We start from the raw sequence: 25,802 nt of genomic DNA, 5'->3' as shown, positions 1-25,802 counted from the left end.
TTTAAATGTTTTTTATATTCTTTCTTTTAATTGATAACTCTTGTAACATTTCTTGAGTCTTTTTCTTACTTAAAGGATATATAAAGAATAATGCTAATATTGCTATTAAATATCCTATAGAATAAATTCCTGTATACGATTTCCAAAGCTTTGAAGCAACTTCTGCTGTTTGAGTAGAAGCATGTACGTTATATCCTATAAATGCAAGTATAAAACTACTTAAACTAGCACTTAATGCAGCAGCAAGTTTTCTAAAGAATGAATATGTAGAGTAAATTATACTTTCATTACGAGTTCCAGTTTGTAACTCTTGATAATCTATTGAGTCATTTACCATAGCCCAAATTAGTATTTGGAAACCTGATGCTCCTATATAGCAAACCCCATTGATTATTATAAACATTATAGGATTATCTATTGGGAAGAAAAATAAAACTCCATACACTATCGCAGCAAAACCAGCTCCATACATACACCATTCTTTTTTACCAAATTTATTAGCAACAAACTTAGTTCCAATGAATGTAATTATTGAATAAACTGTACTTAACATTCCTGAAACAGCCATTATTTTTACATTACCAAAATAATCTTTAAATAAATATGTATTTAATCCATTAACAACACTAGCTGATATCATACCAACTAAACTAGCAATTATAACTCCTAATAAAGCTCTATTTTTTGATATATTTTTTAATACTTCAATGTAACTAAATTTTTCCTTTTCTATATGAGGTAACTCAACACGTTCCTTACACCATACAGATGTAATTTGTAAACAGAAAACGCTTGCACAAGCACAAATAATAGCTAATAGTAAGAAGTTTGAAGGTACAGGTTTGTTATCTTTATATAAAAATAATGGTCCAACGATAACTATTACAGTCATAAAAATAGTTCCACCTAAACTTCTATATCTTGATAAATCTGTACGATGATTAGTATCATCTGTCATAACACTTGATAATGATCCAAATGGAACGTTTACACAAGTATACATAGCTTCATATAAAACATAAGTAATTAAGATATAAGCTAATCTTAAACCATAATTTAAATTAGAAACATTTAAAAATCCAATACACATTAAAATTGCACAAGGTATTGAAAATGTACGAATCCAAGGTATAAATTTTTTACCAGGTTTTGCTTTACGAGAATCTATAATAGCTCCTATTATAGGGTCATTGATAGCATCCCAAAATTTTGTTACTAGCATTATTGTACCTACATGGATAGGGTTAACTTTTAGAACTAATGTATAAAATACTGTTAAAAACATAGCCCTAAACTGTTCCGTACAGCAGCACCCTAAATCCCCCAGAGTATAACCAATCTTATCTTTCATTGAAAACTTTTGCATAAAGTACCCCCTTGTTATTGATAAAAAATAGATTGTAAATAAATTTAACAAAACTGTCATATTTATTTGTATTTTTATTATCTCATATTGTAAAATAAAATTATATTCATATCTTGATATAATATTAACAAAAATTGATATATTAGCTATTAAACTATAAAAGGGGGGGTATTAATGATTGATAAAAAAGATTATTTTGTAAGGGAATTTAAATTTAATAATATAAAAACTAAAAGAATTAACTCAAATAAATATTATAAAATATTATTTGTATTTTCGGGAGATTGTAATTTAAATTTAAATAATCAATCTCAAAGGTGTAGCACTGATAATATTATTTTAATAAGTCCTAATAATTTTATTGATATAGAATCAAAATCAAAACAACTTTTAATAGTCTATGAACTATCAGTTACAGCAGAATTACTATATAAATTATCTGATGAAGAAACAGACCTTGTTAAAAGTTTTAATACTGTACCTTTTGAGTGTGCAGTTATAGATGCAAATACAGAAACCAATATGTTAACAAAAAATATATTAAAAAAGCTTGCTTATTTAAAAGAGGAAAATTATGAGTTTGCTAACAACCTATATATTAAAAGTATGTTATCAATAGTTCTAGTTCTAATACTAAGATCCTGTATATATGCAGAACCAAAGCAAAAAATAAAAAGAAGTAAACCATTTTTAATAGATGATATTTTTGCATATATTAACAACCACATTACAGAAGAAATTTCTCTTGATGATCTTGAAAAAGAATTTTATGTTAGTAAATTTCATATATCTAGAGAATTCAAAAAAACTACGGGATTAACTTTACATCGTTATATAGTAAAAGCTAAATTAGATTTATCAAAAAAACTTATAGCAGAAGGAATGTCTATAGTAGACGTTGCAAATATTTGCGGAATAGGAAGTTATAATAATTTATTCCGTGCTTTTAAAAAGGAGTTTGGAGTTACACCAAAAGAATATTATAATGAAATAAAAAAATATAAATAGAAAAAGCCATCCAATAAATCCTTTTGGATGGCTTTTTCTATTTATTTTATGATAATTCTATTACCGCATTTAATTTATCCTTAGTTTTAGCTGTAATAATATGCTTGTCATCCTCTACAGTATAATAGCACTCAACCATTTCACCATATACAATCTCTTTTTTGTATATTATTCTTACATTGTCAAACACTATAGTCTTATAAATATCTTCAGGTAAAATTTCATATGCCATATCAAGATAGCTTAAATTGTGCATATGCTCATTTATATCTATGTCTCTTCTTTGTATATAATATTCTTTTTTAAATATGTAATCTTCACATTTTATGTCTTCTAAATCTTCATCAAATACTCTTTTATCAGGTTCTGATTCATATAAATCAATTAACTCTGGTGTAAGTCTTACGGGTCTTCTTCTATCTATATCTACAAATATCCATCTTGATGTAGCTATAGCAATTACATTACCTTCTTTATCCATAATCTGAAAATCACGATATGCATATAATCTATCTGATCCCCTTGACCATGTTTGAGCTTTTATTTCATCATTATATTTAGGTCTTTTTATGACTTTCATTTTCCAGTCTAAAAGCATCCATGCCTTTCTTTTACTTTCTACTTCAAATACCCCATACCCTATAGATGCTGAATGAAATCCTGATACGTCTTCCATTATTTTAAGAAGTGCTTTGTTTGTAGCTTCGTTATTCTGTCCTATATCTTCTAATCCAATTATATAATTAGTACTATATATCATAAATGTTCACCTTTCTAAATATTTTTATCAGTTATGTTATTTTATACTTTTTTATAAGTATTAGATCAATTCATATTTAAATATATATACACTTTTATTATATCATAAGGATAATTCCTTAATTTAAATAAAACTATTGGGCTATTAATTGATTATTTTTAGATGAAAAGTAATTTAGGCATAAACATCTCTATTTTATATAGAGATTAGTTTATGCCTAAATTATCTTTAAAATATATTATTCACTTGTAATACATATTTTACTTTTATATTAAATGTTTTATATTATTTCCACTTAAAACCAATGTATCTCCATCTCTTATTACTGTAGACCCTTTAGGAACTAATATTTTATTATCTCGCTTTATCATAACAATGAGTATATCTTCCTGTATATTTGAATCCATAATCGTTTTATCTACCCATTGATTATCTCTTGTTATGCTAACCTCTAATAAATCAGTATTTATTTCACCTGTGTAATCTGTAAAAGTTTTCAATACCAAAGATTCATCTTCATTATCAACTAAATCTAATACACTAGCCACCTTAGGTATAAGTGTTCCTTGTATTGCAACCGAGAATAAAGCTATAAAGAATATAATATGAAATATATCATTCTCTATACTAACGCCATATGTAACTGCAAATATTGCAAAAACAACTGACGCAGCTCCTCTAAGCCCAACCCAAGATATAAATATTTTTTCTTTAGCTGTAAATTTAAATGGACTAAGTATTATAAATGTAGCTAATGGTCTTGCGATTAATATCATAAATAGAGATATAGATACTGCCGTTGATGTAACATAAGGTAGCCTTGATGGGAAAGATAACAGACCTAATATAAAAAATAATGCTATTTGCATAATCCAAGATACTCCATCAAAAAAATGAAACATACTTTTCTTTTTAGGTACTTTACTATTTCCAATTATTATTCCTGCTATATATACACTCAAATATCCATTTCCACCTAAAAACTCACTAAGTGAATATGAAAGTATTGCAACAGCAGTTACAAATATTGTATAAAATCCATCTACTTCAAAGTTTGAGTATTTAAGTATATAAACCGTACTCTTTGCAAGTAAAAAACCTACTATCAATCCAAATACAATCTGCTTAATTATTATAGGTGACACCGTACTTATACTTAAATCTCCTGAGCTCTTCATCATTGTAAGTACTATAAGAGTCATCATATATGCAATTGGATCATTACTTCCACTTTCAACTTCTAAAAGTGATGCTAATGAACCTTTTAAATTTAGTTTTTGAGCTCTTAAAACAGCAAATACTGATGCAGCATCTGTAGATGCTACTATTGCTCCTATTAAAATTCCTTCTAATAGAGTAGTCTTTATTACTAAATGACAAAATAAACCTGTAAGACCTGCCGTCATTATAACACCTAATGAAGACATCAATACTGATGGAAGTGCTACAGGCTTAGCCATCTTCCAATTTGTTCCAAAACCTCCATAGAACATAATAAATACTAATCCTAGTGAAGATAATGTACTAGTTAGCTCATAGTTATCAAAGTAAATTCCAACTAGTCCATCTGATCCAAATAACATACCTAGGACAATAAATATAAGAAGCATTGGTACTCCAAATTTATATAAAACCTTAGTTGAAGTTATACAGATGATCAATACTAAACCACTAATTATCATCAATTCTGTCATTAAATTCCTCCTTATATAATTTAGATTATCACTAATTACTCGAATCTTAAATCCAAATATTTCCTATAATTATGTTATTATCATAATATATTTTTTACAGTTTATCAAACTATCCCAGGTAAAATTCTTGTTAAATTCATATAATTATGAATAGTCTCCTTTTTTATATAGATTCCACTTTTCTGTTGTTAAATTTTTTAATCAAGTTTAAAATATAAAATATCACGTATTGTTATTATTAGATAAGAAATACTGACCACAAATTATTTATACAACAGGAGAAATGATATGAGTAAGTTACTTTTAGATATAATAGGTAATGAATGTAAAATTACTATTTTAGGTATATGTGAAGTTAAAGGAACAATAATTGATATAGACGATACATGGATTAAATTCAAGTATAGAAAAAAAGGGCAAGTTATACTTATTAGAAAGTGCTTTGTATCAAGTATCTTGTCATTATAAATATAATTCATAAATTAAATAAATTTTAATTTACATAATAAATAAAAATATGCCTAATAAGTTTCATTGCAGAAATTTTTAGACATATTTTTATAATTATACTATATTAAAATCTATTTTTATTAAAATTAGATGGTACCCAAGGGCATTTTTCTTCTACTTCCTTATTATATTCCTCAAGCTTTCTCATTTGCTCTACAACATGAGTTAAGTTCATTCTCTCTACCATTTGTTCAATAAGCTCTTCACCTTCATTAGCTAATTTATTTCTAGTTTCTTCATCTGGCACAGCAGTTGTACTCATATGATCTCCTTTTTCTTTGAAATAATATCCTATAGAGCCACTTTGATATGCCATACCAAATATATCATCAAATTGTTTACACGATTGAGGATTTTTATGTTCATATTTTGTTGTAAGTGGAACATCTTCTATTCTATTCATAATTTTATAAGCACCAACACTAATAGCATGAAAGCTATCTAGAGATTTAAATAAATCTTGAGCATTTTTCATTACATGCATTGTCATATCCATATATAATATAGGAACTCCTGTTTCATCCATAAAATCTCTTATCATTGGACTACATGTCATGTGAGCTGGACCATGGAAACTTATATAAATTTGACGTTTAAATCCTAATCTTAGTAAGTTTCTTGCTATTGCTCCAAGATAATCGATTCCTTCTCTTACACTTACTTGAACTGTACCTCTTGCACTTGCAGTAGCTCCTGCATAAAAATATGGAAGACCTGTTAATACTAAGCCATCACAAGCCTCTGCCATTTTTAGTGCATAAGCTTCACTAATAGTAGTTTCACAATCTAGTGGAAATCCTCCATGAAGTTCTACTGTTCCAACTGGAACTATAATAATATCATTTCTTGATAGATACTCTTCAACTTCATCATTAAGCATCTTTGGTAATATTCTTGTACGCATTTTTATCTCCCCTACTTATAAATTAAATAATTTAACTGAATTTCTATTACAAATATTCTCATAAGTTTTTTTATCTAAAGAACCTTCTTCATACTTTTCATCAAGCCACTTTCCAAGTGGAAATTCCATTTCATTGTTAACCATATCAGTTCCAAATAATAATCTATCATTGTATTTCTTTAAAAAATTTAATCCAAACCCTTCATCACGCATAATAGCACAACCACCACTATTTGCAGATAAATCACCATATAAATTAGGATATTTTTCAAATAAATATTGTAGTCTACCTCCTAAAGTAACCTTGCCACTTCCCCATTTCATTCTTTCTTCTAAAGAGTTTCCTGGGTCTTTGCTTATTTCATGCCAAAATGGTTGACTATGACCAATAAACTTTAATTTAGGATACTTCTTTAATGCTTCTTCTAACATGAAAAGTCCACTATCATCTACAATACCATACTGATATCCTTCTTTGGGACTCATATGAAATAAAATGGGTAAATCTAATTTTTCTGCAGCTTCAAATACTTTTTGTATAAAGGTATCATTTAATTTACGATTAATCATAAATTCTCCAATACCAACTGCACCTTGTTCTTTGTATAAACTTAATCTTTCATATATACTATCTTCATTATTATAATCTAAATTACACATCCAAACATATTTATCTTTAAATATTTCACATATTTTTCTACATTCGTCATTATAACCAATTGGCATCATTGAATTATTGTTTTCTCCAGCTGACATTAGAATGCCTTTTTCAATGTTTAATTTATTTAAGTGAGGTATCATATTTTCTGCACTTGAAATAAACATCTTATCAGTTTTAGGGTATTGATTTAAAGTTAAATGAAGATGGATATCTATTTTTTTCATATTTTATAAATTCCCCACTTCTTTAATGTTTTTCTCTCTTTTTTGTTTTAATGCATCATACATTTCTTCTGTTTTACTTTTATTAAGATTAAATATAAATCCAATTCCTATTACTTGTAATACACAAGTTATAACTGGTAGTAATGTTACAAGAAGATATATACCATTTATAGTTTCTGCAGTTTGTACTACATTGCTTCCTGATACATATCCTATTGCTCCTAATCCAAATGATACAAATGCAGAAGCGATAGTTGATCCTATTTTTCTACTAAATGTATATAAAGAGTACATAGAACCGTCACTACGTTCGTTAAATTTCCATTCGCTATAATCAAGACAATCTGTAACTAATGCCCAAATTAACATAGTAAATGCAGTTTGACCTATCATCGCTATTAAGTATAAAGCTGAATATACATATACATTCTTTATTTCAACTACAAATGGAATAACACTGAATACAGTACTAAATAAAATTCCTGCCATTAAAGTTGCCTTTTTACCATACTTTTCAACAAGTTTTGGAACAAGTGGGAAGCAAAGTAAAAGAATTGGCACTGATGCAAAACTAAGTAAAGTCATTATAGAAGTATTTTGATAATACTCTTTAAATATATAACTTCTTATTTGGCTAGAGCCAGTTATATAAAGCATACTACCTATAGTTGCTATCATGACTCCTATTAATGGTCTATTTTTAACAACTGCTTTTAAAACATTTCCATAATTAAACTTCTCACCATTTTCTTTCTTTTCAACACGAACACGCTCTTCTGTATTTTTTAATAAAAGAGAATAACTAATAATACTTAAAATACCAAATATAATTCCTAATAATGTAAATCTTTCTGGGATAATATTGCTATTTGCATCAAAACATATAACTGGTACAAAAGATAAAGCCCCTATACCAACAAGTGTACCACCTATACTTCTTGCTCTTGATAACTTACTTCTATCAATTGGATCTGTACTAACAACGTTTGCCATAGCTCCAAAAGGCATTGAAGTTCCTGTATAGCTCATTCCATATAATACATATACAAAAGCTACCCAAGCATGTAATGCAACTCCAGTGAATGGAACACTAGTAAAACACAATACTCCTGATAATGCTAGTGGAACCATAAATATTTTAATCCATGGCTTAAACTTATCACCTGATTTACCAATCATCCATCTGTCTGGTAAAGAACCCATTATAGGGTCATTAATAGCATCCCATAATCTAGCTGCTAAGAATAATGTCCCCATCCATGCACTACTAATTCCTAATACATAAGTACAGAATATTAAAAAGTATGCATCTACAAATAAATTAACAAAACTCCCTGCCATATCTCCAAATACATAACCTATTTCATCCTTTTTACCAAAAGGACGCACGCTTTTGTTTACCATATATATCTTCCCCCTAAATAATTTAATGATTTTTAGTAAAACGTTTACAACTCTATAATAATCTATTTTATTTGCAATTTAAATTGCATAATTTACAAAAAACATTGCAAATATTACATAAAATCATTACTATTATTAGTAATTAGTAATTTAAATTTTGTTAATTTAATAGGAGAAATTATATATGAAACTTTCTGAAATTGAAGAGTTAATAAGATTAAACAAGATAAGTGTAATAAATGATACAGAAATTCTTAATGAAATAGTAAATCAAAAAAGAACAGATTTTTTAGGCATATTGACAGATGATGGAAGCTACATTGGATATAAAGATATAGAAATGAATAGCTCGTTTATTGATGCACATGATATGATTGATTCTGAAAAAGACACTGTAACTTTACATAATCATGGATTTTATGAAATAATCTTTTGTAAGTCAGGAAATATTCAATATTTAATAGAGGATGATAGATACAATATTCAAAAAGGAAGTATAATAATTATTCCACCTGGAGCTTCTCATCGACCACTGCTATGTGAAGCCTCAAAAGAAACTTATCATCGTACAGTAATATGGATCAACTCAAATTTTTATAATCAATGTAGTAAAATGCTTAAATTAACTGAAAAAATTGAACATGACCCCATGTTAAATGGTCACTATGTTCTTCAAACATATAGCACACTTTATTTACAAGTAGAACAAATTATAGAGCTTTTACTTCAAGAAAAAGCTAATTCAAATCCATCTAACGAATTTTTCTGTTATAGCTTATTTGTTCAATTATATTGTTTATTTTATAGAGCTCATTGTTATAAAAATTTATCTTATTCTAAGCCAGAAAAAACCATATTACTAGATGAGATATTACACTATATATCAAATAATTTATCACAAAAAATCACTATTAAATCTATTGCTGATCATTTTCATATAAGTGAGTCTAGTGTTAATCAGCTATTTAAAAAGAATTTTAATACTAGTGTATATAAATTAATAACACAAAAAAGACTTACAACATCTAAAAAACTAATTATGGACAATGTTCCTTTAAAAGAGATTCCACATCAGTGTGGTTTTTCAGATTACTCTGTTTTTTATAAAGCGTTTACTAAAGAATATAAAATATCTCCAAAAGAATTTAAAAATTATAATCTATAAAGAAATACTGTAGATAGATTTGTAATAATCAAACTTATCTACAGTATTTTTTATAAATTTATTTTATATTAAGTTATATTTAATATAAAATAAATTTTCAATCCATCTCCTAGATTGTTTATATTACAACTTTTTAGCAATATCATATCCTGCATTAATAGCATCTTTTATTGTTCCAACATTGTTTGCATCTCCTATAGTATGATAAGTCATTTGAAGTTCCTTTAAGGTATCAACTAACCTAGAGTCTGCTTTGTAACCTACTGCGAATATAAGTGTATCACAATCATCAATACAGTGGATTTCACAGTCTTTACTATAATAAATTTTATCTTCTTCTACACTTTCAACCTTAGCATTGCAGATTAACTCTATACCTTTTTTCATCATACGCTGCACAAGTAAACTTCTCCCTGGACCTGTTTCTGTTTCCATGACTTCTTTACCCATTTCAATTACAGTAACTTTTCTATCTCTAGGAAAACGATCATAAACTAAAGGTGCAAGATAATCTGCAGTTTCACAACCTACAGAACCACCTCCAATAATAACAATTTTATGTCCAGGAAATACCTTGCCATCTAAAATATCATCGGCTGTTGCCCAATGTTTAAAGGCTGTAAATTGTTGAATAACAATAGGGGAAGCTCCATTGCTTACAATCACTTCATAATCAGAAAATTCATCTTGCAATAGTTCTTTATTAACATTACAGTTTAAACGAACTTCAACTCCACTTTCATCTAGTTTTCTAACCATGTATTGTGTAACTTTTGAAAGATCTTGCTTAGCAATTGGTATAGAAGCTATACGCATAAGTCCCCCTAGTTCTTCATTCTTATCACAAAGAACTACATGATGTCCCCTTTTCTTTGCAACATAAGCCGCTTCCATACCAGAAGGTCCCCCACCAATAACAAGAACTTTTTTCTTTGTATCAGATAACTTAAGAGTATCTTCATTTTCAATTTCAAGAGATGGATTTATTGTACAAGCTATACGATTTCCAAACATAATACCATTTAGACAACGAAGGCATCCAATACATGGACGTATATCCTTGTCTAACCCTTTTTCTGCTTTATTAGCAAATTCAGGATCACATAAATTAGCTCTTCCAATCATACAGATATCTGACTTTCCATTTGCAATTAATTCATCAGCAATCCAAGGCTCTGTAATTCTTCCAACAGTAGCTATCGGAATTGACGTATGTTTTTTAATTTCTTCTGATAGCTTAGCATGAGAGGCTTGCTTTGTACCAGGTGCAGGTATTGAGCTACCACGCATGATAGTAGTTCCTCCAGATACATGAATCATATCAGCTCCATGTTTTTCTAACTGCTTAGCAATATATATTCCATCATTAATATTTAAACCACCATCACAATATTCATCACCAGAAATTCTTACATCAATAATAAAATCTTTTCCACATGTTTTACGAACTTCTTCAATAACTTCTAGTGTTAATTTCAAACGGCCATTAATATCTCCTCCATATTCATCAGTTCTTTTATTATATATTGGAGATAAAAAACCTCCTAATAGACCATGAGCATGGGCCGCATGAATTTCAACACCGTCTCCTCCAGCAATTTTAATTCTTAATGCGGCTTCACCAAACTGCTTTATAATAGTTTTTAATTCTGGTATAGTTACTGGTCTTGGAGCTTCCTTTGCATAGGAAGGTCCAACATTTGATGGTGCAATTAAACGAGGTGTTCCTGGAACAGGAAATGCCATATAAGCAGGATGGAACAATTGTGGAAGTATTTTTGCACCATACTTATGTACAGCCTCCGTCAACTTTTTCCAACCAGGAATATAAGAATCATCACTTATGGACATATCTCCAGGTAAATATGTATAAACAGGTTCAACAGTAGTTACTTCAGTTACAATAAGACCAATACCACCTTTTGCCCTTGCCGCGTAATGCTCAACTAAAGTATCTGTTACATAACCTTTATCTGCTAGATTTGTAGATATTGGTGGCATAAAAATACGATTTTTAACTATGGTTTCACCAATTTTAATAGGCGAAAATAAATGACTATATTTTTTCATATCCTCATCTCCTTTTTATTTGATGTTATCATATTTTTTGATTACTTTCCTTGTTCAAGCTTGATGTTAAGGGTCAAAATATGTCCTTGTATTTGAAGATTAAAGACGAAAGGAGATAAAATTAAAGAAAAAATGACTTATAATAGAAAGTCTTAATGTAGATTTTAATCTTTAGCAATATCTATAATAATTTCATCATTACAGTGAGTCATAGTACTTCTTACATCTTTAGACGTTTTAATAAAGCAAAGAATATGTCCTTCTTTTTCTTTAATTTTTATACCAACATTTTCATAAATTATGTTTTCTGATTCTTCTAATAGATGTTGAAGCAGCTCCATTTGGTTATAATCTAAATACATTAATTGCTCTCTTTTATCTTCATTAAATTTAATATTATTGACAAACTTTTTTCGATAGTGGCTAGGAGCAATTCCATATAGTTCCTTAAAAGCTGTAGTATATGCTTTAGAATTTGGCATGCCACAATCATCAGCAATCTGCTCAATAGATTTTTTCCCTTCCAATAAAGATTCTATAGATTCACGTACTCTTACAAGAGCAACATATTTTACAAATGGAATGCCTGTATATTTTTTAAATAGTTTAGACGTATAAGAAATACTAAACATAAGTGTGTTTGCTATATCACTTAAACGTATATCCTCTTTATAATGACTATCTATATATTGAATAGCTTTAATATAATTTTCTCTATGAGTAGACTGAAGAGGCAAATGTTCAATAGGGTACTGCATGTTATTAGAAGTTATATTAATAATTTCCATCATTATTGTATTTAACTCAAATAGATTATTATTGCCACGTAACAAAACTCCAATTAATTTACCTATTTGAATCTTTAATTTTTTCAATAATTTAAAATTATTATTATCAGTACAAACAATTGATTCGTAAGAATGCTTTATTTCTCCTATCATTGCTGATGGAAATAGAGAAAAATCAATATGTATAGTTAAAATCACATTTTCTTCTCTAGAATTTTGACGAATCATATGAATATCATTCGGAGCAATTATTACTAGTTCATGTTCTTTAATTGTATGAGAAAAGTTTTCTGTAATAGCCTCATATTCTCCCTTTAAAACGTAGGTTATTTCTAGGCTTCTATGACGGGAAAACACTTGTCTGCTAAAGCTATTAATGCTTAAGCTTAAAGGATATCCGAATTTTTGACCAGAAAAATCATAATAATATCTCATATTTTGCATAAAAACCTCCACTTATTATAGCTATAAATTTAATATGTTTTTTCTTTAAATATATAAATTGAAATTATATTAATAATATTAGGGGTTTTCACAAAAATAGACAAGTTTTTATTCTTAATCATAAATGAATGGTAATCATCATAGTAAGTTTAATAATTACAAGGGATTAATAAAAGCTCCTTAATAGTAGTGATATAAATATCAATACTTTAAGGAGCTTTTATTAAGTTACATTCTTTGATGTATTTGATTATCTACACATATTTGATTTACATACATTTCTTTTTCTACATCTATGAATACTTTAGCTATAACTTCATAAGCTTCTTCCCATGCATTTAAAACATCTTCTGTTGCTGCATCCCCTAGAACTTCTTTTATTGCTAATAATAAGTTCTTACCTACTATTGGATAATGTTCTGATTTTACTTTTGAATTAACGTGAATACTTGCTATTTTCTTTACTGCTGGTAATAATACTTCTAAATTATCTATATTTTGAGCTGCTGCTAATACTGTCATTGCTAGTGCTTTTGGTTGTTCTCCAGATTCTTGCTTATCCATGTTAAACATTTCTTTTACTTCGGGATTATTAGCAAACATTGTTTTATAAAAAGTTTTTGTTATTTCTAATCCGTGTTCTCTTAATACTGGTACTGTGCTTTTTACTATATCTATTGTTTTTTGATTTAACATATTTATTTTCTCCTTTTTTTAATGTGTATTTTATATATACATTTAATTATTTAAAATATACCCAGCTATTTTTTATATAAACATTTTTAAATATATATTATATATTTTTTTTAATTTTAAATAACTTAATTATATTCTTTCCATCAAAATAAGGATTTTTTCTTTTAAATTATTTAAGTAATCTATTCTATGTTCATATTGTTTATATGATAATGTATATAATTGATTTGAATTATAGATTATTGATGAATTGCTATACTCTTCAAATGTATCTATGTCTATATCTATATTATTTTCATTTATATATATTTTTATATTTTTAATATCCGATTCAATTTGTAAAAAACGCTTTGTATGACTTTTTTTAAAAGGTATTTTAAGAAAATATCCTATAATACCTGCATCAGTATATCCATCAATTGTAATAGATTGTTCACATTTTTTTATATTTAATAATAATCTTTTGCAATTATTTTTTATTTCACACATCTCTATTCTCCCTTTATCTTAAGCTTATTTAATTATAGTATACTACAACATGTTAATTACTTTTACTCTATATTTAAATTTACAATACTCTTTTACTTTTGATACAGTTCTCCAATCTATACTCAATAAATCAATTTGAGGTATCAATACTCATATATTAAAGTAATGATATTATACCTATATAATTTGGAGGATATCTCATTATGAAGAAAAAAATCTATAATTTCATATATAAACTTATATTATCAAGACAAATTACCTATGAAATAGAAGTCATTGCACAAAATTTAAATGTCCCCTGGGCAATAGATATAAGCAATGATAAAAGAATATATTTTACAGAAAGATCTGGATCAATTAGAGTTATTGAAAATAATATACTAAATCCAAATCCACTTATAAGATTTGAACTTCCATTTGTAGCTCAAGGTGAAGGTGGCCTTATGGGAATTGCACTAGACCCTAATTATTCACAAAATCATTATATATACGTTATGCATTCATATAGTGATAATAATAAAATATTAAATAGAGTAATAAGACTACTTGAAAGAAATAATACTCTATCAATTGATAAAATTCTTTTAGATCAAATTCCTGATAATCAATTTCATAATGGGGGAAGAATAAAAATAAGTCCTGATAGAAAATTATATATAACAACAGGAGATGCTCAAAATCCATCATTATCTCAAGACACATCAAGTTTGGCTGGAAAAATACTTAGAATTGAACTTAATGGTAATATCCCTATAGATAATCTATTTCCAAACTCACCTGTTTATAGTTTAGGTCATAGAAATCCACAAGGTTTAGCTTGGAGTTCTAATAATGTATTATACTCATCAGAACATGGTCAATCTGCTCATGATGAAATAAATCTAATAATCCCAGGAGGTAATTATGGATGGCCTCTTGTTCAAGGTTATGAAGATTCTAATGTCATTACTATTCAAAAACCTTTAGTTCATAGTCAAGAAGAAACGTGGGCTCCATCTGGTATTGCTTTTGCAAATAAAGGTGATTGGAAAGATAAACTGTTAGTTGCTAATCTTCATGGTCAACAACTACTGGTGATGTCATTAAATGATAATAAAACAGAAGTTATAAATATAGAATCATTTTTTAAGAATAATTATGGTAGATTACGTGAAGTAATTCAAGGAAACGACGGATATATTTATATTTCAACAAGTAATAGAGATGGTCGAGGAAACCCTAATGAATTTGATGATAAAATCCTTAGGCTTGTGTCTAAATAAATACTTGATTTCTTAATGCTAAAATTAAATATATAGTTAAAGTCTTCTAATATTTTTATTAGTCTCTGTATATTCAGTTGACAATTCTATATTTATCATACTTTATATGCAATATATTTCAAAATAATTCTATACATTACGAATTATGTTATTTTCTCACTTCATAATTCCCTATAAATCAATTGACATGATATGACAAAGTATATAAAATAATATTTAATTAAAATATAATTATATTTAAGGGGAGTATTTGTATATTTATGAATAGGGATAAGATAATAACATTTATGACACTGCTTTTAATATGTATAGGCTTGCCTGCAATAGCTCATGCCTCTGAATTTATGTTTTATAATCTTACAACATCAGATGGATTATCACAAGCTTCAATAAATTCTATCTATCAAGATAGCTCAGATTATATTTGGATTGGTACTAAAAATGGCCTAAATAGATACAATGGCTTTAAATTTGAAATTTATAATAAAGGCTTTAGTGAAAAACGAAATATTATTGATAGCTATATTACATGTCTAAACGAAGACTTAAATAATAATTTATGGGTAGGAACACATGATGGTTTAAGTAAGATTAATTTAAAAACTGAGAAAATAACTAATTACACTGTAACTAATAGTTCACTCTCATCAAATAAAATTATGGATATCAAAATTAATAATCAAGGTGATATTATAATTGCTACATCAAATGGATTAAATATCTATGATCATACTAAAGATAATTTTATTTCTTTAGTTAAACAAGACTTTAAACTTTCATATTCAAAGATATTATCTATAGAGTTTTATAATGATAATGAAATTTATATGATATCAAAAAATCACCTTTTAAAATATGACATGATCAATAACGAATATAGCATTATTAAATCCTTAACTGAAGATGCTATTTTTACAACTTTATCATTATATAAAGATGCTATATACTTAGGAACTGAATATGATGGTCTATATGTTTATAATATTAGCACTAAAGAAATTGATAATAAATATAAGTTATATATTAATGACGATAGTGGTAATTCCCATACTATTAACCATATTTATAATGATAATACAGGAATTTATGTCGGCTCAACTAACGGATTATATATATATAAAGAAAACGATTTCCCAAAACATTTTACAAATAATTCGTATGATGAATATTCATTAATTAATAATAATATTTCTTACATTATGAAAGATTCTAGCGGACTTTTATGGATAGGTACATTTTGTGGAATAAGTACAGTAGACTGTACTTTAGGAATAAGCTATTATGATAATTTTGTTGTTGACCCAGATGTAAAAAATAACATTATAGTTGGTACATATGAAGATGTTAACGAAAATCTATGGCTTGGGGTTTATGGAAATGGTATTAGTATATTGGATAAAAAAAATAATACTATCAAACAACTGAATACTAAAACTGATAACAAATTAAATTCTGATACTATTTGGGATATAAAAGGTAATGAAAAATATGTTTTTGCTACATCCTCCGTTGGGTTAAATATTATTAATAGAGAAACTTTAAAAGTACAAAGTTTATTGGACAATAAATTTTGCCATACCTTATATGTAGATGGAGACTATCTATGGGTTGGAACTATAGGTGGTTTTGATATTGTTGATTTAAATGACTTTAGCGTAAAAAGTATTAACAAACTGCTTACTGAAAATAACATAAATATTAACTTAGGTGGACCTATTTTTAAAGATTCACAAAGTATTTATTGGCTTGGTGGTGCAAGTAAAGAAGGTTTGATACAATTTGACCCTAATAATAACTCTGTAAATCTCTTCAAATATAATGAGTTTGAAAATAGTATTTCTGATAATACTATTTTATCGATTACTGAAGATTCTAAAGGAAATTTATGGTTTGGTACTGAAAGTGCTCTGAATAAATATAATAGGTTGACTAAAGAATTCAAATCATATTCCATTGAAGATGGACTTTCTAATAATACTATTTATAGTATTATCCCTTTTAATGATAAAATATTGATAAGTACAAATTCAGGGATAAACTGTTTAGAGTTTAAAAATGATGAATTAACAACTGTAAAAAAATATTTAAATAAAGTAGAATTTTCTATAAACTCATTTTTAAAAACAAAAAACGGAGAATATATTTTGGGATCTATTAGTGGTATATATGTTATAGATCCAAATATTATAGAAAGTAATACAACTTCTCCTGTGCTACACTTTGACAATGTCTCTATAAATGGAGTAGATATAAATGATTCAAATAATATTTCCATGGACTATAAAGAAAACTTTATTACCATGAGTTTATTTACTAATATTTATAATAATGTGCAAAATATTGATTTTTATTATCGTATAAATAATGATAAATGGACATTAATGCATGATAATGAAGTTACACTCTCAAATTTAGCTGATAAAAAATATACTATAGATTTTATAGCTCAAAATTTTAATGGAAATCATAGTGAAATTGAAAGTATTTCTTTTTATGTAAATCCGCCATTTTGGAGAAGTAAATTTGCTAAATTTATTTATTTCTTACTATTTTTTATAATTATAATATATGTTTCATTTAAAATAGTACATTTGAAGAATGCTATTACTCTAAAAAATAAGCAATTAGCTAAAGAAATAAATGAAAAAAATGAAATTCTTCAGAAAAATATTGAATTAGAAAAACGTAAAAATAATTACTTGATCAATATGTCACATGAACTTAGAACTCCATTAAATGTTATAGGAGCAACCCAACAATTGATAGTTAATCTTAATAAAACAGGATCTATTTCTTCAAATGAACTATCAAGATATATGAAGATAAATGATAATAATTTAAAAAGACTTTTAAATATTATTAATGATTTAATTGATTCTTCTAAAATGAATGAAGGTATTTATAATCTACTTTTAGAAGAAAATGATATTATATATGTAGTTGAAGAGGCAGCTTTATCGTTAAAAAGTTTAGCTGAAGAAAAAGAAATAGACCTTATTGTCGATACAAATATAGAAGATTGTATTATGAAATTTGATCAAGATGCTATTGAAAGATGTATTATAAATATTGTTGGTAATGCTATAAAATTTACCGATTCTTATGGCAAAATACTTGTTAATATAGTTGATTCAAAAGATATATTAACTATAGAAATAAGTGATAATGGTAGCGGAATACCACCAGAAAAAATAGATAGTATATTTGATAGGTTTAGCCAAGTTGTAAGTTCAAAAAGAGAATTTTCAAAAGGTAGCGGTCTAGGACTTACTATTACAAAAGGATTAATTGAGCTCCATGGTGGAGATATTACTGTTACAAGTGAATTAGGCAAAGGGTCAACCTTTACAATAATATTACCTAAAAAGATTTAAATATTAATAAAACATCTTATTTTAATATCATAATAATTTTATAAACTATTTTAATAATAAAAGTAAGGACATATGCCCTTACTTTTATTATATTCTTATCGATACATTATCCTTATCTTTTTGAATATATTTATTTATAATAATTCCTATAATCAATAAAATCGGAAATATACTCGCTGCTAAAATTCCAATTTTAATATTATCATTAAACATACCTGAGAATCTTCCTACAATAGTTGGACCTAATGAACACCCTAAATCTCCAGCTAAAGCTAAATAAGCAAACATAGCGGTTCCGCCTCCTTTTATTTCTGATGCAGAAATACTAAATGTTCCTGGCCATAGTATACCAACTGAAAAACCACTTATACTACACCCTATAAGTCCTAATATAGGCCAAGATGATAATGAAATTATTAAATAACTAATTAAGCATAAAATTCCACTACAAAGCATAGTCTTTTGAAGATTTATCTTTTCTCCAAACTTTCCATATAATAGTCTTGATATACCCATCATTATTGCAAAAATCATAGGACCTGCTAAATCCCCAACAGTCTTACTAATTCCAAGCCCTTTTTCAGCAAAAGTTGATGCCCATTGGCTAACTGACTGTTCACTAACACCAGCACATATCATTAATAATACCATTATCCAAAATAGCTTTTTTGATAATAAACCTTTGACTGATAATCCATTTTCTCCATCTTCAATTAAATGAAGTACTGGAACTTTCATAAAAAAAAATGCATTAGCTACTGGAATAATAGCCCATATAAAAGCAAGTAGTTTCCAATTTCCTATTCCAAATATAGCAAAAAATAAAGTAGATAATAATACTACTCCTGCATGCCCCCAACAATAAAATGAATGAAGTAAGCTCATGGCTGATTCTTTATTATCTGTTGGACATGATTCTACAATAGGACTTATTAGAACCTCTATTAATCCTCCTCCAACAGCATAAACCATAACAGATATCATTAAACCAATAAATGGATCGCTAAATAATTCAGGTAATAGCACTAATAATATAAGACCTAAAGCAGCAAAAATATGAGCGATTATAGCTGATATTTTATATCCAATTTTATCTATAAATCCGGCTGCTAAAAAATCAATTATTAATTGTAATCCAAAATTAAAAGTTACTAAAAATGTTATTTTTGATATGGGTATATTATAAGATGATTGAAATGTTAAGAATAGCAATGGAATAAAATTATTTATAATTGCTTGAACAATATATCCCGTAAAACAAGCATACATTGTATGCTTATAAGTAAATTTCATAGTTTTCTACTCCTCCCCTTTTTTAAGTTAATACATAACTTTTATTATCTAATTATCTACAAATTATATTATATATCATTTTAAAATTAAACTATTGTACTTTTTATCCATTTTTTAGTACAATATCCTCAAATTCAACTATCTAGAAATTTTATAGATACTCTTTCATTATAGGTAGTATATTTTTATGATAATTATTCGTTAGGTTAGATGTTTGACAAAATATAGGCATGGATATGAGAATTAGCTATCCATGCCTTAATAAATATATTTTACACGTCTATTTTTTAATTTATTTAAAAATCAATAGACATAGATTTTTTTAATGTAAATGCATTTTTATATAAATATATTTTTCTATATTTGTACATAAAAGCAAATGAAACTATAATAGTTGCAATCTCTGCAAATGGAACTACAAGCCAAACTCCATTTACTCCCATAACTTTTGGAAGTATAGCTATACCAAGTAAGAAAAATCCAAAGGTTCTTAAAAATGATACTATAGCAGATACTTTTCCATTTGAAAATGCAGTAAACATTCCAGAGGTAAATATATTAAATCCTGATATTAAGAATCCTACTGAGAAAATCATAAATCCATTATAAGATATATCAAATAAATTACTTCCCTTTGTTGCAAATAATGATATTAAAATTTCTGCTAAAACTCTAGATAAAACAAATGTTATAATACCAAATACAGAAATTATTATAATACTATATTTAACTAATTTTTCTACTTGCTCTTCATCTTGTTTCCCATAATTATAACTTATTCTAGGTGATGTACCTGAAGTAAATCCTAAATATGCTGAATTTAATAAGAATTGAATATAAAGCATAATTGTAATTGCAGCAACTCCATCTTCTCCTAAAAGCTTAATCATTACTATATTAAATGCAAGTGTTGTAAGAGCTGATGATATTTGCGATACCATTTCTGACATCCCATTTGAACAACTGTTTAAAATAACTTTAAAATTAAACTCAAACTTTACAAAGTGTAGCATGTTCTTTTTATTAAAGAAGTAAATTAACCCAACTAAACTTGGTAAAATATATCCTATACAAGTTGCTAATGCAGCACCTCTAACTCCCATATTAAATTGAACTATAAACACATAATCTAATACGATATTTATTATTCCACCCAAAATAGAGCTTATAAGACCTAGCTTTGGAACACCTGCTGTTACTAAAAAATAATCAAAATAAAGCTTTAGTATTATAAATGGAGTAAAAATTATCATAAAGAATAAATATTCTCTACAATTAAAATATAATGAGTCTGTAGAACCAAGCATATATATTATATTTTTCATAAAAAGTATACATATGATTTCAACTATAATACCTAAAATTATTGCACTTACTGTTATAAGCGTAAAATACTCTCTTGCCTTTTCAGTTTTGTTTTCCCCCATAGTTTTTGCAACTATAGCACTACCTCCTGTGGCAAACATAACTCCAATTCCTATTAATATATTTATTACCGGATAAACTATATTTGTGGCTGAAAGTGCATTTGCACCAACAAATTTAGATATAAACATTCCATCAATTATGGTATAAAGTGAAAAAAACACCATCATTATTACTGTTGGAAATGTATACTTTAATAATGAAGTCAATTTGACTTTCTTTTGCAATGCATTTTCCATATGGACCTCCTTGTAATATGTGATTATTTATAATATAATAAACTATCCTGTTAGGGGATAGTCAATAGGGATGTTTATAAAAATGAATAATATATATCTCTGCTCTACATAAATCCTACTCAAATACTTTATAAATCCATCTTAATACCATTATTCTTAAGCCACTGCCTTCTCAAATCATAATCAGACATAACGGAACACACCCTATCCCAAAATCCTTTTGAGTGATCCTTATACTCCATATGACTCATTTCATGAACAACAATATAATCAAACACATTAGAAGGAGCCATTATACATCTTCAATTAAAAAGTAACTCATTTTTAACAGTACAACTAGCCCATCTCTTTTTTTGATCCTTTACCTTAATGCCAGATACCTCATCCTTAAAATAACTTTGATAATAAGATACTCTTTCCTTTAGTCTTGATAAAGTCTTTTCTTTATACCAATTTTTTAAAGCTTCTTTGATAGCCTCTTCATCCTTAGTATAAGTTCTAACTACAAACTTACCTCTAAACAACTTCACACTTATATCACTTATACTATCATCTAAAACAACATCCAAAGAATAATTTCTACCAATATACATATAAGACTCACCACTTACTGCCTCCCTATTTATCCTAGTATCATTTACATACTTAACTTCATACTGCTTTTGAACTATCCAACTAGCCTTTGATTTAATTTTTTCTAAAATAATATCCTTATCAACTCCAAATGGAGAGATTACATTAACCTCTCCACTTGGCTCAACTTCAATACTCATAGTTTTTCTTTTTCTATATATTAAATTAAAACTAATTTCCCTAGTTCCATATTTAAATTCTAACTTCATATTCTTACCTCTAGTCTAAAGTTGCATAATGTATCTTAGATAAATTTACCATCTGCTCCTTTAAATCTTTTATTTTTGTCATTGTGTCATTTCCATAAACTTCTCTAAGTTTTGCTGACTTACTTATTAAATACATATAAATCTTACTATCTACCTGTGATACTTTAGTTGGATTCTCACTCCATCCTGTCATATACCAATCATTTATCATTTTAATATTGAATTCCTTACAAAATTCCTTAATAAATTCTACACTAGAATCAGACATATACACTTCTTCTTCCTCACAAACCTTAGAATTTAAATTTGCTCCATCTTCTAAAACCTTTATTAAAGTCTCAAAAATTGCAAACTCTTTTTTCGTAAGTCCTAAATCATTAGCAGCTTCTTCTTCTTCGCTATTTAATTCTCTATCTATAAATTCTTTTAATCTAGCTTTTTTCTCAGTCCAATCAGCCTTAGTTTCTTCAAGTATAGCAACAAGTTTTTCAAATAAACTTGTAAAATAAACTGGATTTTCGTCCATCTTAAGATTTAATACATTCTTTATAGCATGCTCCATACTAGATGCTATAGCTTCATCAGACATATTATTCTCTATTTTTTTCTCAAAATCAGATTCAAATAAAGTTATAGGAGTAATCCAAGATATAACTCCATTAGATTCTAAATGCTTAGAAATAATCTCCTTAACCTTCTCTCCACAATCTGATATATCTAGCTTTTTCTCAGGATTATATCTCATTTTAGCAGCTGCCCTAATATATGATAACCACTTAACATCATTTAATATATCCTTAGAAACATTACCTGGCATAAGCATTTCAACAGAACTTACAAACTTTTTATAAGCAATTTCAAACTCTGCTCTTTTATCTTCTGGCTCAACCACTCTTACAAGTGCATCTATATTATTTTTATCTACTCCAGAAAACATCCTCATAACATTTTCTCTAAGATTCATCATATCATCATAAATACTATCTATAGACTGCATAGGGCTTCCCAACTCATCTTTATCAAATATAACTAAAGCCTCATCTAAAAAGTCTAAAACACCATAATAATCTACAACATAACCACATTTTTTCCTATCACCACAAGTTCTATTAACCCTTGCAATAGCTTGAAGTAATGTATGCTCTTTAAGTGGTCTATCTAAATACATAACCTGCTCAATAGGAGCATCAAATCCTGTAAGTAACATATCCTTAACTATAATAAAACACAACTTACTTTCTTTTGTACTTTTCTTAAACTCTTTTAAAATTTCCTCTTGCTGCTTACTAGTTGTATGATGTTCTTTTAAATATGGCTTATCATTTTGAGATGATGAGAATATAATTTTACACTCTAACTCCTCATCCATAATATCTTTCATATGCTTATTTAAAGCATTATAATACTTTACACAATCTTCTCTTGATACACATACAATCTGAGCTTTAAATTCATTCGGATATATAAATTCTTTGTAGTGTTTTAATATATCCTTAGCAATTTCATCTATTCTATCATCTGCTTCTACAACAGTTCTTTTATTTGCATATTTATTTTTTATAGCTTCTTTTTCTTCATCACTTCTATCACTAAACTCTTTCTCAAATATATCTTCTAAGGTATCTCCTTTTATATGTAAATCAGGTCTTCTACCTTCATACACTATTTTTACAGTTGCACCATCTGCCACTGCATCTTTTATAGAATACTTATCTATATATGAACCAAAAGTTCTAGGAGTAGACTTATCCTCTTTGTCTATAGGAGTACCTGTAAATCCTATAAAAGTAGCATTAGGTAAAGCATAACGAAGATTCGCAGTAGTAGTGCTATATTGACTACGGTGAGCCTCATCACTCATTACTATTAAATTTTTCTTAGTTGAGAGTACTTCATAATCCTTTTCAAAATATAGATTTCCTATATTATTAGCTTCTTCTTCATTTAATCCTACAATATTTAATTCTTCCTTTTCACTTTGGAACTTTTGTATAGTTGTAGTTATTATTTGAGCATTAGAATTTCTAAGTAACTCCTTCATTTTTTGTATGCTATCAGCTCTTACTGGAGTAGTATTATTTAAATTATTTTGGAAAGTCTCAAATATTTGCTTATCTAAATCAGTTCTATCTGTAATTATTGCTATAGTAGAATCACTTAGTTTCTTTGTATTTCTTATATTTCTAGCTAAAAATACCATTGTAAGTTATTTACCAGAACCTTGAGTATGCCAAACTACCCCACCCTTTTCTAGTGGTGTTTTTCCTTCTTCTATTCTTTTTAAACATTTTCCAACTGCTCTAAATTGTTGGTATCTAGCAACTTTTTTTATTTTTATACTGTTTTCTTTATCTAAATCGTATACTATAAAGTTTTGCATTATATTTAATAAATTTTCTTTTTTAAATACACCTTGAAGTAATATATTTTGTGGGCTATCTTTATAATCTTTCACTTCACTATTTAAAACTGGATAAGCATCTTTCCATTCTACATAATGCTTATAACCACTGCTTATAGTTCCTATAAAAGCTGTATATTTATTTAATATTCCAGTTATAAAATTAGTATAAAATAACCTTTCTGCTCCTTCTATATAATTGGCATCTCTTTTATTCATATATCTACATAGCTGCTCATATCCATCATTTTTGCCTACATTTTCATTAGAGTTACCTTCTTTAAATGGTGATTTACATTCAAGTACAGCTATTGGCATACCATTTATAAAAATTACTATATCAGGTCTTATACTTTCTTGTTCTCCTTTTACCTTAAACTGATTTACTACTAAAAAGTCGTTATTTTCTATGTTTTCAAAGTCTATTAGTTTAACTGTTGGTGTTGATTTTTTATTATCAATTACTTCGCTTACTGTTAATTCTAAATTTATTATATAGTTGTATATTTTTTCATTTATTTCAAGTAAGCCACTTCCTAGATTTTCTGGTCTTTGAAGTATTCTTACTACTTTGTTTATATTTTCTTCACTTATCCATGGGTTTATTTTTTTTAAGGAAGTTTTCATTCTTTTTGCTAGGATTACTTCGCTTAGTGTGTCTCTTTCTCCATGTTCTGGTGTTAAGTCTTTTCCATTTATATATAAATATCCTAATTGTCTTAGGTAATCTATTGCTGGTTTTTCTACTAGTGTGTATTCATTTCCTAGATACAAATGTATTCC

Annotated in this window: 17 protein-coding genes and 2 pseudogenes; 5 read left to right on the top strand and 14 right to left on the bottom strand. The window is 27.3% G+C overall.

Translation table 11 applies throughout. The features are described from left to right. Position 1: 1 nt before the first annotated feature. Positions 2–1,366, bottom strand: coding sequence for an MFS transporter (locus tag I2A66_RS02480; RefSeq protein WP_122639499.1), 1,365 nt, complete (start codon positions 1,364–1,366; stop codon positions 2–4). A 174-nt stretch (positions 1,367–1,540) separates the two neighbouring features. Here I2A66_RS02480 and I2A66_RS02475 point away from each other — a divergent pair, with 174 nt between their 5' ends. After that, on the top strand, positions 1,541–2,374 hold the full coding sequence (locus I2A66_RS02475) for a helix-turn-helix domain-containing protein (protein ID WP_122639500.1): 834 nt from the start codon (positions 1,541–1,543) through the stop codon (positions 2,372–2,374). A 46-nt stretch (positions 2,375–2,420) separates the two neighbouring features. Here I2A66_RS02475 and I2A66_RS02470 read toward each other — a convergent pair whose 3' ends face one another. Continuing rightward, on the bottom strand, positions 2,421–3,134 hold the full coding sequence (locus I2A66_RS02470; RefSeq protein WP_122639501.1) for an acyl-[acyl-carrier-protein] thioesterase: 714 nt from the start codon (positions 3,132–3,134) through the stop codon (positions 2,421–2,423). Between the two features lie 266 nt (positions 3,135–3,400). Next, positions 3,401–4,828, bottom strand: a complete 1,428-nt coding sequence (locus tag I2A66_RS02465; protein WP_195250883.1) for a potassium/proton antiporter — start codon at positions 4,826–4,828, stop codon at positions 3,401–3,403. A 288-nt stretch (positions 4,829–5,116) separates the two neighbouring features. Here I2A66_RS02465 and I2A66_RS02460 point away from each other — a divergent pair, with 288 nt between their 5' ends. Next, complete coding sequence (locus I2A66_RS02460) at positions 5,117–5,296, top strand: hypothetical protein (protein ID WP_147515463.1); 180 nt, start codon at positions 5,117–5,119, stop codon at positions 5,294–5,296. 106 nt (positions 5,297–5,402) lie between these two features. Here I2A66_RS02460 and I2A66_RS02455 read toward each other — a convergent pair whose 3' ends face one another. Genes I2A66_RS02455 through I2A66_RS02445 form a run of 3 tightly spaced genes read right to left on the bottom strand, consistent with a single transcriptional unit; the run spans position 5,403 to position 8,531 of the window. Further along, positions 5,403–6,242, bottom strand: coding sequence for a creatininase family protein (locus I2A66_RS02455; RefSeq protein WP_122639504.1), 840 nt, complete (start codon positions 6,240–6,242; stop codon positions 5,403–5,405). Between the two features lie 15 nt (positions 6,243–6,257). After that, on the bottom strand, positions 6,258–7,127 hold the full coding sequence (locus I2A66_RS02450; protein ID WP_147515464.1) for an amidohydrolase family protein: 870 nt from the start codon (positions 7,125–7,127) through the stop codon (positions 6,258–6,260). A 3-nt stretch (positions 7,128–7,130) separates the two neighbouring features. Beyond that, complete coding sequence (locus tag I2A66_RS02445; protein WP_122639506.1) at positions 7,131–8,531, bottom strand: MFS transporter; 1,401 nt, start codon at positions 8,529–8,531, stop codon at positions 7,131–7,133. A gap of 184 nt (positions 8,532–8,715) precedes the next feature. On the opposite strand from I2A66_RS02445, the gene I2A66_RS02440 reads away from it, so the two are divergent. Beyond that, complete coding sequence (locus I2A66_RS02440) at positions 8,716–9,696, top strand: helix-turn-helix domain-containing protein (protein ID WP_122639507.1); 981 nt, start codon at positions 8,716–8,718, stop codon at positions 9,694–9,696. A 123-nt stretch (positions 9,697–9,819) separates the two neighbouring features. Here I2A66_RS02440 and I2A66_RS02435 read toward each other — a convergent pair whose 3' ends face one another. The 4 genes from I2A66_RS02435 to I2A66_RS02420 all read right to left on the bottom strand — a co-directional run bounded on the left by I2A66_RS02435 (position 9,820) and on the right by I2A66_RS02420 (position 14,183). Then, positions 9,820–11,766, bottom strand: a complete 1,947-nt coding sequence (locus tag I2A66_RS02435; RefSeq protein ID WP_122639508.1) for an oxidoreductase — start codon at positions 11,764–11,766, stop codon at positions 9,820–9,822. Between the two features lie 164 nt (positions 11,767–11,930). Continuing rightward, the gene (locus tag I2A66_RS02430) at positions 11,931–12,911 is read right to left on the bottom strand and encodes an AraC family transcriptional regulator (RefSeq protein ID WP_330615438.1); all 981 of its coding nucleotides are present in this window, start codon (positions 12,909–12,911) and stop codon (positions 11,931–11,933) included. Between the two features lie 315 nt (positions 12,912–13,226). Next, positions 13,227–13,694, bottom strand: a complete 468-nt coding sequence (locus I2A66_RS02425) for a globin domain-containing protein (RefSeq protein WP_195250881.1) — start codon at positions 13,692–13,694, stop codon at positions 13,227–13,229. 129 nt (positions 13,695–13,823) lie between these two features. Then, entirely contained in the window at positions 13,824–14,183 is a 360-nt protein-coding gene (locus tag I2A66_RS02420) for a hypothetical protein (protein ID WP_122639511.1), read from the bottom strand. Positions 14,184–14,386: 203 nt separating this feature from the next. Between I2A66_RS02420 and I2A66_RS02415 the strand changes: the two genes are divergently transcribed. Then, on the top strand, positions 14,387–15,445 hold the full coding sequence (locus tag I2A66_RS02415; RefSeq protein ID WP_195250879.1) for a PQQ-dependent sugar dehydrogenase: 1,059 nt from the start codon (positions 14,387–14,389) through the stop codon (positions 15,443–15,445). A 260-nt stretch (positions 15,446–15,705) separates the two neighbouring features. Beyond that, the gene (locus I2A66_RS02410; RefSeq protein ID WP_195250877.1) at positions 15,706–18,819 is read left to right on the top strand and encodes a ligand-binding sensor domain-containing protein; all 3,114 of its coding nucleotides are present in this window, start codon (positions 15,706–15,708) and stop codon (positions 18,817–18,819) included. Between the two features lie 87 nt (positions 18,820–18,906). On the opposite strand, the gene I2A66_RS02405 is transcribed toward I2A66_RS02410, so the two are convergent. The 4 genes and pseudogenes from I2A66_RS02405 to I2A66_RS02390 all read right to left on the bottom strand — a co-directional run bounded on the left by I2A66_RS02405 (position 18,907) and on the right by I2A66_RS02390 (position 25,793). Further along, complete coding sequence (locus tag I2A66_RS02405; protein WP_195250875.1) at positions 18,907–20,112, bottom strand: MFS transporter; 1,206 nt, start codon at positions 20,110–20,112, stop codon at positions 18,907–18,909. Between the two features lie 296 nt (positions 20,113–20,408). Next, complete coding sequence (locus I2A66_RS02400) at positions 20,409–21,776, bottom strand: MATE family efflux transporter (RefSeq protein ID WP_122639515.1); 1,368 nt, start codon at positions 21,774–21,776, stop codon at positions 20,409–20,411. 128 nt (positions 21,777–21,904) lie between these two features. Continuing rightward, positions 21,905–22,549: pseudogene (locus tag I2A66_RS02395) on the bottom strand (M48 family metallopeptidase). Positions 22,550–22,628: 79 nt separating this feature from the next. Then, positions 22,629–25,793: pseudogene (locus I2A66_RS02390) on the bottom strand (type I restriction endonuclease subunit R). Positions 25,794–25,802 lie beyond the last annotated feature (9 nt).

Origin of the sequence: Romboutsia sp. 1001713B170207_170306_H8 (assembly GCF_015550495.1) — a bacterium.
Lineage (GTDB): Bacteria > Bacillota > Clostridia > Peptostreptococcales > Peptostreptococcaceae > Romboutsia_E.
Note: the sequence above shows the minus strand (reverse complement) of the source record. Positions and strands in the feature narration are given on the sequence as shown.

What these genes read in the sequence shown, in the direction of transcription:
- I2A66_RS02405 (WP_195250875.1), bottom strand. Translation starts at nt 20,112, where the DNA reads ATGAAATTTACTTATAAGCATACAATGTATGCTTGTTTTACGGGATAT.
- I2A66_RS02470 (WP_122639501.1), bottom strand. Translation starts at nt 3,134, where the DNA reads ATGATATATAGTACTAATTATATAATTGGATTAGAAGATATAGGACAG.
- I2A66_RS02400 (WP_122639515.1), bottom strand. Translation starts at nt 21,776, where the DNA reads ATGGAAAATGCATTGCAAAAGAAAGTCAAATTGACTTCATTATTAAAG.
- I2A66_RS02425 (WP_195250881.1), bottom strand. Translation starts at nt 13,694, where the DNA reads ATGTTAAATCAAAAAACAATAGATATAGTAAAAAGCACAGTACCAGTA.
- I2A66_RS02480 (WP_122639499.1), bottom strand. Translation starts at nt 1,366, where the DNA reads ATGCAAAAGTTTTCAATGAAAGATAAGATTGGTTATACTCTGGGGGAT.
- I2A66_RS02415 (WP_195250879.1), top strand. Translation starts at nt 14,387, where the DNA reads ATGAAGAAAAAAATCTATAATTTCATATATAAACTTATATTATCAAGA.
- I2A66_RS02445 (WP_122639506.1), bottom strand. Translation starts at nt 8,531, where the DNA reads ATGGTAAACAAAAGCGTGCGTCCTTTTGGTAAAAAGGATGAAATAGGT.
- I2A66_RS02460 (WP_147515463.1), top strand. Translation starts at nt 5,117, where the DNA reads ATGAGTAAGTTACTTTTAGATATAATAGGTAATGAATGTAAAATTACT.
- I2A66_RS02465 (WP_195250883.1), bottom strand. Translation starts at nt 4,828, where the DNA reads ATGACAGAATTGATGATAATTAGTGGTTTAGTATTGATCATCTGTATA.
- I2A66_RS02440 (WP_122639507.1), top strand. Translation starts at nt 8,716, where the DNA reads ATGAAACTTTCTGAAATTGAAGAGTTAATAAGATTAAACAAGATAAGT.
- I2A66_RS02435 (WP_122639508.1), bottom strand. Translation starts at nt 11,766, where the DNA reads ATGAAAAAATATAGTCATTTATTTTCGCCTATTAAAATTGGTGAAACC.
- I2A66_RS02475 (WP_122639500.1), top strand. Translation starts at nt 1,541, where the DNA reads ATGATTGATAAAAAAGATTATTTTGTAAGGGAATTTAAATTTAATAAT.
- I2A66_RS02420 (WP_122639511.1), bottom strand. Translation starts at nt 14,183, where the DNA reads ATGTGTGAAATAAAAAATAATTGCAAAAGATTATTATTAAATATAAAA.
- I2A66_RS02455 (WP_122639504.1), bottom strand. Translation starts at nt 6,242, where the DNA reads ATGCGTACAAGAATATTACCAAAGATGCTTAATGATGAAGTTGAAGAG.
- I2A66_RS02450 (WP_147515464.1), bottom strand. Translation starts at nt 7,127, where the DNA reads ATGAAAAAAATAGATATCCATCTTCATTTAACTTTAAATCAATACCCT.
- I2A66_RS02410 (WP_195250877.1), top strand. Translation starts at nt 15,706, where the DNA reads ATGAATAGGGATAAGATAATAACATTTATGACACTGCTTTTAATATGT.